The 9916-nt window shown below is 75.6% G+C and carries 11 protein-coding genes and 1 pseudogene; 5 read left to right on the plus strand and 7 right to left on the minus strand.

Annotation, left to right across the window (positions count from 1 at the left end; genetic code table 11):
• Nucleotides 1-39: 39 nt before the first annotated feature.
• The 4 genes from ACIQKA_RS34405 to ACIQKA_RS34420 form a co-directional block, all read right to left on the minus strand.
• Nucleotides 40-849 (minus strand): PhzF family phenazine biosynthesis protein, encoded by an 810-nt coding sequence (locus ACIQKA_RS34405; protein ID WP_402543344.1) that lies wholly within the window; start codon nt 847-849, stop codon nt 40-42.
• Nucleotides 850-1129: 280 nt separating this feature from the next.
• Nucleotides 1130-1657, minus strand: a complete 528-nt coding sequence (locus ACIQKA_RS34410; protein ID WP_402543345.1) for an SMI1/KNR4 family protein — start codon at nt 1655-1657, stop codon at nt 1130-1132.
• Nucleotides 1658-1710: 53 nt separating this feature from the next.
• Nucleotides 1711-2748 (minus strand): MerR family transcriptional regulator, encoded by a 1038-nt coding sequence (locus tag ACIQKA_RS34415; protein WP_402543346.1) that lies wholly within the window; start codon nt 2746-2748, stop codon nt 1711-1713.
• Nucleotides 2749-2753: 5 nt separating this feature from the next.
• On the minus strand, nt 2754-3473 hold the full coding sequence (locus ACIQKA_RS34420) for a HEAT repeat domain-containing protein (RefSeq protein ID WP_383448636.1): 720 nt from the start codon (nt 3471-3473) through the stop codon (nt 2754-2756).
• A gap of 93 nt (nt 3474-3566) precedes the next feature.
• On the opposite strand from ACIQKA_RS34420, the gene ACIQKA_RS34425 reads away from it, so the two are divergent.
• A complete protein-coding gene (locus ACIQKA_RS34425; RefSeq protein WP_391097068.1) occupies nt 3567-4001 on the plus strand; it encodes a VOC family protein in 435 nt (144 codons plus the stop codon).
• Nucleotides 4002-4223: 222 nt separating this feature from the next.
• Nucleotides 4224-4847 carry a PadR family transcriptional regulator gene (locus tag ACIQKA_RS34430; protein ID WP_383160467.1) on the plus strand — a complete coding sequence of 208 codons (624 nt, stop codon included), beginning with the start codon at nt 4224-4226 and terminating at the stop codon, nt 4845-4847.
• Nucleotides 4848-4923: 76 nt separating this feature from the next.
• Here ACIQKA_RS34430 and ACIQKA_RS34435 read toward each other — a convergent pair whose 3' ends face one another.
• On the minus strand, nt 4924-5148 hold the full coding sequence (locus ACIQKA_RS34435) for a hypothetical protein (protein WP_383160096.1): 225 nt from the start codon (nt 5146-5148) through the stop codon (nt 4924-4926).
• A gap of 197 nt (nt 5149-5345) precedes the next feature.
• Between ACIQKA_RS34435 and ACIQKA_RS34440 the strand changes: the two genes are divergently transcribed.
• The 3 genes from ACIQKA_RS34440 (at nt 5346) to ACIQKA_RS34450 (ending at nt 8259) form a co-directional block, all read left to right on the plus strand.
• Entirely contained in the window at nt 5346-6005 is a 660-nt protein-coding gene (locus tag ACIQKA_RS34440) for a Clp protease N-terminal domain-containing protein (protein ID WP_402543347.1), read from the plus strand.
• A gap of 23 nt (nt 6006-6028) precedes the next feature.
• A complete protein-coding gene (locus tag ACIQKA_RS34445; RefSeq protein WP_390107089.1) occupies nt 6029-7111 on the plus strand; it encodes a DMT family transporter in 1083 nt (360 codons plus the stop codon).
• A 173-nt stretch (nt 7112-7284) separates the two neighbouring features.
• Nucleotides 7285-8259, plus strand: a complete 975-nt coding sequence (locus ACIQKA_RS34450; RefSeq protein WP_402543348.1) for a DMT family transporter — start codon at nt 7285-7287, stop codon at nt 8257-8259.
• A gap of 28 nt (nt 8260-8287) precedes the next feature.
• Here ACIQKA_RS34450 and ACIQKA_RS34455 read toward each other — a convergent pair.
• Together ACIQKA_RS34455 and ACIQKA_RS34460 are read right to left on the minus strand one after the other, a co-directional pair.
• A pseudogene (locus ACIQKA_RS34455) lies at nt 8288-8913 on the minus strand (FMN-binding negative transcriptional regulator).
• A gap of 25 nt (nt 8914-8938) precedes the next feature.
• A complete protein-coding gene (locus ACIQKA_RS34460) occupies nt 8939-9658 on the minus strand; it encodes a pyridoxamine 5'-phosphate oxidase family protein (protein ID WP_402543349.1) in 720 nt (239 codons plus the stop codon).
• Between the last annotated feature and the right edge of the window lie 258 nt (nt 9659-9916).

The following is a 9916-nucleotide window of genomic DNA, read 5'->3' on the forward strand; positions in this document are numbered from 1 at the left end:
ACCCTCCGTACGCCCCTGCGCCGTCCTCGCGGCCGGTCGTCAGGCGTGCAGGTCGCCCTCGACGACCGTGACGGCGTGGCCGTTGAGGAGGGTGCGGTCGCCGCGCAGGCGGGTGCGGACCAGACCGGTGCGGGCGCCGCCCTGGAGGCCGGTGAGCTCGTCGCGGCCGAGCCGGGCCGACCAGTAGGGGGCGAGCGCGGTGTGGGCGCTGCCGGTCACCGGGTCCTCGTCGATGCCGACGGCCGGGAAGAAGCCGCGCGAGACGAAGTCGTAGCCGCTGTCCGGGCGTTCGGCGGCGGCGGTCACGATGGTCCCGCGCGAGGACATGCGCTTGAGGGCCGCGAGGTCGGGGGCGAGGGCGCGGACGGCGGCCTCGTCGCGCAGCTCGACGACGAGGTCCCCGATGTGGACCCCGGTGTCGTGGACGGCGAGGACCTCGGAGCCGAGCGCCTCCTCCAGGCCGTCGGGACCGGGCACGGGGACGAGGGGCGAGGTCGGGAAGTCCATGGTGATCGTCCCGTCGGCCTCGGCGGTGGTGCCGAGGAGGCCGCAGCGGGCCGCGAAGCGGACGGTGCCGGTCGCGGTGCCGGTGGTGTGCAGGACGTGGGCGGTGGCCAGCGTGGCGTGGCCGCACATGTCGACCTCGGTGGTAGGCGTGAACCAGCGCAGGGCCCAGTCCGCCTCGCCGCCGGCGGGCAGCGGGTGGGCGAAGGCGGTCTCGGAGAGGTTGACCTCGGCGGCGACCTTCTGGAGCCAGGAGTCGTCCGGGAAGGAGTCGAGGAGGAGCACCCCCGCGGGGTTGCCGGAGAAGGGCCGGTCGGTGAAGGCGTCGACGATTCGGATGCGCATGGCGCCGACGGTACCGGCGGCGGATTTCCGGCGGCCAAGGCCAATCGCGGAGAACTGGACCGGTCGTTCCGCGCGTGTGGTGGGGGGAGGACGGGGACGGGACACGGGGGGTGTCCGCCGCGAGCGGCCTCGGGGGGCTTCGAGGATGTTCGTCCACGTCGGCGGCATCACGGTCCTGCCCTGGCTCCTCGGGTACGGGACCACCCGCCCGGTCCGGGCCGTGCGGGCGCGCCGGGACGGGGACGCCGCCCCGGGGCGGGCGCGAGGAGGCCGTGCGGGCTCAGCGGCAGAGCTTCACCATGACGTCGTCGAAGTCGGGGAACTCCCGGACGGCCCGCTCGATCAGGACGGCCGCCGGGGCCCGGAGGCCCGGCGCGTACCGCTCGGCGACGGCGGTCAGCTCGGGGTGGGGGTACGAGGCAGGGACGGGCCCGTACGGGTTGGCCGCCTCCCGGGGGCCGACGCCGTCGGCCAGCAGCCACAGGAACGAGCCCAGGACGCGCGCGACGACGCCGGTCTCGCCCTCGGAGCCGAGGAAGACGACGGGCTGTCCGTCCGTCCCCCGGTCCGGGCGGACCAGCCAGAACGCGGCGTGTCCGCCGGTGCCGTCCTGCCCGAACACGCGGAAGTGGTCGCCGGTCAGCTCCTCGTCGCCGGTCCACGCCCGGATCCACTCGGTCGTCCCGTCGGCGGACAGGAAGGCCGGGAAGGGCTCGAAGTCGATGCCGTCGCCGCCGATGTGGTCGAACCGGACCGCCAGGGCGGCGGCGAGCGCGGGAGGGAACCGGAGGTCTTCGTCGGACGTCACGCGAGCAGATTATCGACCTGCGACGGGCGGGCGAAGGGCCGGGGCGAGGAACGTCAGCGCCCGTCGCGCAGCGCGAGGACGTACGCCGCCGTGAGGGCGACCGCGCGGTCCTCGTCGTGGGACAGGTCCGTGAGGGCGCGCGCCGCCGTGGCGCCCGGGACGCCCGCGAGGGCCTGGGTCAGCCGCCGGCGCGCCGGTAGTCCGGTGGTGGCGAGGGCGAGGCGGTCGACGAGGGCGCCGGCGATCCGGTCGGTCAGCGCGGGGTCGCCCGCGAGGATGCTCAGCGCGTCGGCCGCGTCGACGTCGTTCGCCTCCGCCTCCTCCGCCTCCGCTGTCTCCGCCGCCTCCCCGACGACCATGTCGACGAGCGTCGGGACCGCGTCGGCCACTCCCCGCGCCCCGAGCGCCGGAGCCGCGCACCGGCGGACCACCGCGTCGGGGTGCGCGAGGGCGTCCCGCAGGAGCGCGGTCGCCCCGTCGCCCGGCATCTCGGCGAGGCTCCGGACGGCGCGCTCCCGCACTTCGGCCGAGGGGGAGCCGAGGGCCTCCGCGAGCAGGGCCGGGCCGTCCCCGCCCGCGCGCGCCAGGGCCCAGCGCAGGGCCCCGGCGACGTTCGCGTTCGACTCCTCCAGCACGGCCTCGACCAGCGCCTCCACCGGCAGGGGGGCCTCCTCGGACACGGACAGGGCCGCGCGCTGGCGCGTGTCCGCGTCCTTCGACCTCAGCGCCTGGAGGAGCGCGACGGTGTGCAGGACGTCCTCCCAGACCACGGGTTCCGCGGCGTCGATCCGACGGAGCCGCGTGAGCAGCTCCGTCTCCGCCGCGATGCGTTCCCGCGTCCGGCGCACGAGGTCGTCGACGAGCTCCGCGGGTGCGAAGCCGGGGTCGTCGAGCGCCCGCCCGACCTCGCGCAGCGAGAGGCCCAGCGACCGCAGGCTCTCGATGTGGAAGATCCGCCGGATGTCCTCGCCGGAGTACTCCCGGTAGCCGGAGCCGGTGCGGCCCGTCGGGCGCACCAGGCCGAGCGACTCGTAGTGCCGGAGCATGCGGGCGCTGACCCCGGACCGCCGGGCCACGTCACCGATCAACACGTCCGTCACTCCTCCCGGCCGGCCCCGCCGAGGGCCACGACCCGCTTCGCCTCCTCGACCGCGCACTCGAACCCGGCGTCCGGGTCGCGCCACAGCCGTTCCGTGGCGGCGGCGTGCGCGCGCACCTCGGGATCGGGGTGCGTCCTCGCGGCGGCGAGCACCGGCGGCATCGCCTCCCCGAGCGCGATCAGCGCCCGGCTCAGGCTGAGCCGCGTCTCGCGTCCGCCCCGCCCGAGCTGCGTCGCCAACCCTACGGCCAGCGCGTGCTCCTCACCCTCGGGCACGAGGACGACCGCCGCCCGCCAGGCGCTCCGGGCCACCTCGTCGTCGGCGTCGGACAGCAGGGCCGGGGTGATCGCCGGCCACGCCCGCCGGTCCCCGATCTTGGACAGGGTGTGCAGGGCCTGGCTCCGGGCCCGCGCGCGCCCCGAGCGCACCTCGGGGAGGAGCCGGGGGACCGTCGTCGACGACGGGTGGCGGGTGAGCGCCCACGTCAGCATCTCGCGCACGGAGAAGTCGGGCTCGACCGCGCACCGTTCGACGAGCTTGTCCACGGCTCCCCGGTCCGGGGCCGTGCCGACCGCCAGGGCCGCCCGCAGCCGGACCGAGGCGCTGTCGCTCTCCAGCGCCCGGAGGGCACGCGCCGTCTCCGGTGCCGTCCCCCCGCCCACCCCGTTCTCACCGTTCTTCTCGTTCTTCTCGTTCTTCTCGTTCGCCGTGGTCATCGGACCACCTCCTCGGCGCCAGTGAAGGGCTTGTCACGGTGTCAAGGTCAAATGCGGGTGCCGATGGGCGGTGCGCGCCACTAGGGTGGCCCGATGCCGACGATCAAGAAGTTCCAGGTCACCTTCGACTGCGCGGATCCCGAGCGCCTCGCCCGCTTCTGGTGCGAGGTGCTGGGGTACGTCGTGCCGCCGGCGCCGGAGGGCTTCGCCACCTGGGACGACTACCACCGCTCGCTGCCGGACGGGCACGGGGTGAAGTGGTTCTCCTGCGCCGATCCCTCGGGCGAGGGCCCGCGACTGTTCTTCCAGCGCGTCCCCGAGGGCAAGGTCGCCAAGAACCGGGTGCACCTCGACGTGCGGGCCGGCACCGGTCTCGTGGGCGAGGAGCGCCTCACCACGCTCCAGGCGGAGTGCGCGCGGCTGGTCGAGCTCGGCGCGGTCCACCTCTACACGCAGTTCGCCGACGAGGAGAACGAGTCCTGCATCACGATGCAGGACATAGAGGGCAACGAGTTCTGTCTGGACTGAGGCCCTGTCCGGTTCTGTCTGGACTGAGGCCCTGTCCGGACCCGGGACCACGTAGGTGCCCTCCCCGGCCGGGGGAGGGCACCTTTTCTTCCCCCTCGCTATCGAACTGGTGTTCGATTCGCGCCCGCGGCTTTTCACGTTCTTGCCTACCGAACGGTTCCGATATATCGTTGAGCCATCGCGATGGTTCGTAGAAGGAATCCCGATGGAAGGAGCGTCGTCATGCGTTCACATGGACACGAGTACGGAAACGGACACGGAGCCGGTCGTGGGGGCCACGGCCCCGGAGGCCGGGGAGACTTCGAGGGGCGCCGCGCCGCGTTCGGGCCCTTCGGGCCCGGCTTCGGCGGCGGACCGTTCGGAGGAGGCCCCTTCGGGGGCCGGGGTCGCGGGGGCGGCCGGGGACGGGCGCGGCGCGGTGACGTGCGGGCCTCGATCCTGGCCCTCCTGAAGGACCGCCCGATGCACGGCTACGAGATGATCCGCGAGATCGGCGAGCGCAGCGACGGGGCCTGGAAGCCCAGTCCCGGCTCCGTCTACCCCACCCTCCAGCTCCTGGAGGACGAGGGGCTGATCACCAGCGCGAGCGAGGGCGGCAAGAAGCTGTTCACGCTCACCGACTCCGGGCGCGCCGAGGCGGAGAACGGGCCCGAGGCTCCCTGGGAGGAGGCCGGGCGCGGGGTCGACTGGGACGCCGTGAACGAGATCCGGCAGGCCGGCTTCGGCCTGATGGAGGCGTTCGGGCAGGTCTGGAAGACCGGCAGCCCCGAGCAGCGCGAGAAGGCGGTCGCCGTCATCAACGAGGCGCGCAAGAAGCTGTACCTGATCCTGGCCGACGAGCACTGAGCCACGGAGGCGCGGGGGAACGGAGAAGGGGCCTGCGGCAACCGCCGCGGGCCCCCTTCTCCGTTTTCCCGGGCGCTCAGGAGCGGTGGACCGTCAGCTCCGCCGCGGCCGGGCCCGTCCCGTCGCCGATCCACCAGATCTCCGCCGCGTCGAAGCTGTCGGAGGCGCGCGGCGCCCCGTCCTCCTCGTGGCAGTGGAACGCGGTCCAGAACAGATCGGCGGGCAGCGCCTCCCGGGGTGCGTACACCCGGTACACGTACTGCCGCCCGTCGCGCGCGAGCAGACCCACCATCCAGAACACGTTCGGAAGACGAGCGGAGAGGGGGTCGTGGTTGCAGGAGGGGCGCGAGGCAAGGCGGCGCGCGCCTTTTCGGGGGCGTCGCGCGCGATCTCCTCCGCAAGGAGGAGGAACCGCACGTCCGTGCCCGACTCCGGTGGGACGCGCACATGCTCCTCTCCGGTGATGTTCCGGCCGTCCCGGTCTGATGGAGTGGGAGCGTGCACAGTCCCGTCCCGCGCTCCCCGTCGCTCCGGCAGCCCGCCGCCCTGCGCGCGGAGCTCGTCCCCTTCCTGACGCCCCCGCTCGCGGCGGCCGTCTCGGGCGCGCGCCGCAGGGCCCTCCGGGACGGGGACCGCCAGATCGACACCGCGCACCTGCTGCACTCGCTCGTCGAGTCCGACCCCGAGGCCGCCGCGGTGTTTGAGGGGCGCGAGCAGCTCGCCCGCGTCCTCGGCTACCTCGTCCAGCGGTCCATCGGCTACGGCCTGCGCTGGCAGCGCTCCGTCGAGGACTCGGCGGACCGGCGCCTGCTGCCCGCCACGCGCGGGACCGACTCCCGGGACGCCCGGCCCTCCGGCTGGTCGCCGGCCGCGGCCGCCGCCCTGGAGGGCGCCCTCCGGCGGGCCGCCGGGCGCGGCGAACCGCAGGCCCGGGGCGTCGACCTGCTCGCCGTCGTCGCCGCCGACCCCGAGAGCCGGGCCGTCGAGGTGCTGCGCCGCGCCGGGGTCGACCCGGCCGCCCTGGCCGCCCGCGCGGACCTCGCCGCCGACCCGTGCGAGGCCCTCGGACGGGCCGGTGACGCCGCCCTCGACCGGGCGGTCGGAGGAGCCCGCCACGAGGAGCCGTCTCAACAGGTGCAACAGGGGTTACACCCCTGACGCCGTCCTGTCATGATGACCCCATGCACGCGTCTCAGGGGAGAAGCGCCGGCCTGGGACTCGCCCTGGCCTCGGCCTTCGCATTCGGTGGTTCGGGAGTGGCTGCCAAGCCGCTCATCGAGGCGGGACTCGACCCGCTCCACGTCGTCTGGCTCCGGGTCGCCGGCGCCGCGCTCCTCATGCTCCCGGTGGCCTGGCGCCACCGGGACCTCCTGCGGCGCGAACCCGCCCTCCTCGTGGGCTTCGGCCTGCTCGCCGTCGCCGGTGTCCAGGCCTTCTACTTCGCCTCGATCTCCCGCATCCCCGTCGGCGTCGCCCTCCTCGTCGAGTACCTCGCCCCGGCCCTCGTCCTCGGCTGGGTCCGCTTCGTCCAGCGCCGGCCCGTCACCCGCGCCGCCGCCTTCGGCGTCGTCCTCGCGGTCGGCGGCCTCGCGTGCGTCGTCCAGGTCTGGTCCGGGCTGGGCTTCGACCTGCTCGGACTCCTCCTGGCGCTCGCCGCCGCCTGCTGCCAGGTCGGCTACTTCGTCCTCTCCGACCAGGGCGCCGACGGGGACGGCGGGGCCGAGCGGCCCGACCCGGTCGGCGTCATCGCCTACGGACTGCTCATCGGCGCGCTCGTCCTCACCGTCGTGGCCCGGCCGTGGGGCATGGACTGGGCGGTCCTCGGCGGTCGCGCCGCCATGGACGACACCAGCGTGCCCGCCTGGCTGCTGCTCGGCTGGATCGTGCTGATCGCCACCGTCTTCGCCTACGTCACCGGCGTCATCTCGGTGCGCCGGCTCTCCCCGCAGGTCGCGGGTGTCGTGGCCTGTCTGGAGGCCGTCATCGCGACCGTCCTGGCCTGGGTCCTGCTCGGCGAGCACCTGGGCGCGCCGCAGATCGCCGGCGGCGCGGTGGTCCTGGTCGGCGCCTTCATCGCCCAGTCCTCGGCGCCGAAGGCGCCCTCGTCCGGACCCGTGGCCGGCGGGACGGGGGACGTGAGCGGGGCCGGAGCGGGACCCGGGAGCGCCACGGGGGCCGGATCCGGGGACGGCGCGGCTTCCGGGTCCGAGGCCGGCGAGGCCGGCCGGGAGGCCGGGTTGTCCGCCGGGCGGACCACCCCCTAAGGTGCCGATCATGCGTGCGACCGTGCTTCCGCCCCCCGCCTCCTAGCGCGCGGCGGAGACCTTCCCGACGAAGACCGGGCCCGAGCGGCGATCCCTGGCCGCCGGGCGGTTCGTCGCTGCCCGCGCGGAGTCCAGCGACCACCCTTCCCTCCCGTCTTCCACGGAGAAGTCACGTGTCGAACTCCTCGGGATCCACCCTGTCCGTCGGGCGGAGCCTCTTCTATCTGATCGTCGCCGGAATCGCCTGGGGCACGGCCGGTGCCGCCGCCTCGCTGATCTTCCGCGTCAGCGACATGGGCCCCCTCGCCCTCTCCTTCTGGCGCTGCGCCGGCGGCCTGGTCCTGCTGCTCGGCGCCCTCGCGCTGCGCCGCCGCCGCGCGGCCGTCCGCGCGGTCGCCCCGGCCCCGGCGGAACCGCGCCGCCGGAAGGCGGTCCGCATCCTCGGCACCGGCGTCGGGCTCACCGTCTTCCAGAGCGCGTACTTCGCCGCCGTCGAGGCCACGGGCCTGGCCGTCGGCACCGTCGTCACCCTGGGCGCGGGCCCCGTCCTCATCGCGCTCGGCGCCCGCCTCACCATGGGCGAGCGCCTGGGCCGGGGCGGGGCCTTCGCCGTCGTCGGGGCGCTCGCCGGGCTCGTCGTCCTCGTCCTGGGCGGCGGTGACGCCGAGGTGCGGCCGGCGGGCGTCGCCCTCGCGGTCGTCTCGGCGGCCGGATACGCGGCGATCACCCTGCTCACCCGCGGGCTCGGCCGCGACGGCGGCGGCGCGGACGCCCTGACGACGACCGCCTGGGCCTTCGCGATCGGGACGGCCGGGCTGCTGCCCGCGGCGCTCGCCGAGGGGCTCGTCCCGCACACCGGCACGCCGGCGGGGGTCCTGCTCCTCCTCGTGTACGTGGCGGCGGTGCCGACCGCGCTCGCGTACGCCCTGTACTTCGCCGGAGCGGCGGTCGTCCGGGCCGCCACCGTCTCCGTGATCATGCTCCTGGAGCCGGTGAGCGCCGCCCTGATCGCGGTCTCGCTCCTCGGCGAGCGGCTCACCGCCGCGATCGTGCTCGGCACGCTGCTGCTCCTCGCCGCCGTCACCGGACTCGCCCTCGCGGAGACGCGGACGGCGGTGGAGCGCAGGCGGGAGGCGGTGCCGGCGTAGCGGCCGCGCGGCCCCGGTCCCGGGCGCGTCAGCCGGTCGCGAGGCGGCGGAGCCGGTGGGCCCGGGCCTCCCGGTCGCCGGGGCCGTCCCGGTCGGAGAGGTGGTGGGCGACGCGCTCGCGGACCTCCCGGGGCTTGTTGCCCGCGTCCGTGGACTCGGCCCGTACGCCGGTCACTTCGAGGTCGAGGACGCGGATGCCCGACAGGAGGCGGCCGAACGGCGCCTCGCCGGGCGCGGTGCCGCCCTCCGGCTGGAAGTGGGCGACCTGGCGGTTGAGGAGCGCGGCCTTCTCCGCCGGGTCGTCGACCACGCGCGCGGTGCAGCGCGGGCGTGGTACGAGGTCGGGGTGCCGTGCTCGGGCGGCGCGTCCTCGGGGGCCGTCCAGTGGCCCGGTGCGAAGTCGTGGTCGTCGACCACGTTCAGGAGCACCTCCGGGTTCGCCTCCAGGGCCCGCCGGAGCGGGTTGGGCCGGGCCGGGTGGAGCAGGACGCGGCCGTGGGGGCCGGGCTCGGGCTCGTACAGGAAGTGGGTCGGCTGGACCCACGGCGGTTCGCCCGGCGGGCCGTTGACGGAGGGCCGGCCGAAGTCGTGCCGGGAGAGCCACGCGCGTCACTCGTCCTCGTCGTGCGCGGTGTCCCAGGGGTGCATCAGCATGGTTCGCGCCCCTCTTCGCCCGCCGTCAGAGCGCGGCGAGGTAGTCGGGCAGGGCGACGGACGGGTCGAGGTCGTCCGCCGGGACCGGGGTGCCGTAGCCGCCGCGCAGCGGGACCACGCCGGTCCAGTGGGGGAGGGCGAGGTCCTCGGGGTCGTCGCCGGGGCCGCCGCTGCGGACCTTCGCGGAGACCTCGTCGAGGTCGAGGCGGATCACGGCGGTGGCGGCGAGCTCCTTGGCGTTCGCCGGGCGCGAGTCGGCGGAGCGGCCGGGGACGACGTGGTCCACGAGGGCGTCGAGGGCGGTCCTCAGCTCCTCGGGGTCGGTGACCCGGTGGGCGGTGCCGTGGACGACGACCGAGCGGTAGTTGAGGGAGTGGTGGAAGGCGGAGCGGGCGAGCACGAGGCCGTCGACGTGGGTCACGGTCAGGCAGACCGGCAGACCGGGGGCCTTCGTGCCGTCGCCGGTCGCGCGCAGCGGCCGCGAGCCGGTCGAGCCGTGGACGTAGAGGCGCTCGCCGACCCGGCCGAAGAGGGTGGGGAGCACGACCGGCACGCCGTCGCGGACGAAGCCGAGGTGGCAGACGTAGGCCTCGTCGAGGATCGAGTGGACCAGTTCCCTGTCGTACGAGGCGCGCTCCCGGGAGCGGGTGGGCACGGTACGGGCGGTCGGCGCGTAGGCGGCGGGCCGCGCCGGCACCGGTGGGACGGTGCCGGCGGGCGGGGGTCCTTCGACGGCGGCGCTCATGTCGGCCTCTCTTTTGCACTAGTACGTAATTATGTTTGTGCTAGGAGAGTATCGGATCGGAGGGCGGCGCGCATCGGAGATCGGCGTCGGGGCCGAGCGGGGCGTCGGAGCGGGCGGTGCGGCGGCCGGGATGGAGGCGCGGGCGGGGGGGGGGGGGGGGGGGGGGGGGGGGGGGCCCCCCGGGGGGGGGGGGGGGGGGGGGCCGCGGCGGCCCGGGGCACGGCGGCGGGGGTGGTGGCCGGGAGCGCGGCGGGGGCG

The organism is Streptomyces sp. NPDC092045, assembly GCF_044756005.1.
In the GTDB taxonomy this organism is placed as follows: Bacteria; Actinomycetota; Actinomycetes; order Streptomycetales; family Streptomycetaceae; genus Streptomyces.

Excerpts from the sequence above, each read along its gene's own strand:
- ACIQKA_RS34445 (WP_390107089.1), top strand. The coding sequence starts at position 6,029 with ATGCACGCGTCTCAGGGGAGAAGCGCCGGCCTGGGACTCGCCCTGGCC.
- ACIQKA_RS34460 (WP_402543349.1), bottom strand. The coding sequence starts at position 9,658 with ATGAGCGCCGCCGTCGAAGGACCCCCGCCCGCCGGCACCGTCCCACCG.
- ACIQKA_RS34425 (WP_391097068.1), top strand. The coding sequence starts at position 3,567 with ATGCCGACGATCAAGAAGTTCCAGGTCACCTTCGACTGCGCGGATCCC.
- ACIQKA_RS34405 (WP_402543344.1), bottom strand. The coding sequence starts at position 849 with ATGCGCATCCGAATCGTCGACGCCTTCACCGACCGGCCCTTCTCCGGC.
- ACIQKA_RS34430 (WP_383160467.1), top strand. The coding sequence starts at position 4,224 with ATGCGTTCACATGGACACGAGTACGGAAACGGACACGGAGCCGGTCGT.
- ACIQKA_RS34420 (WP_383448636.1), bottom strand. The coding sequence starts at position 3,473 with ATGACCACGGCGAACGAGAAGAACGAGAAGAACGAGAAGAACGGTGAG.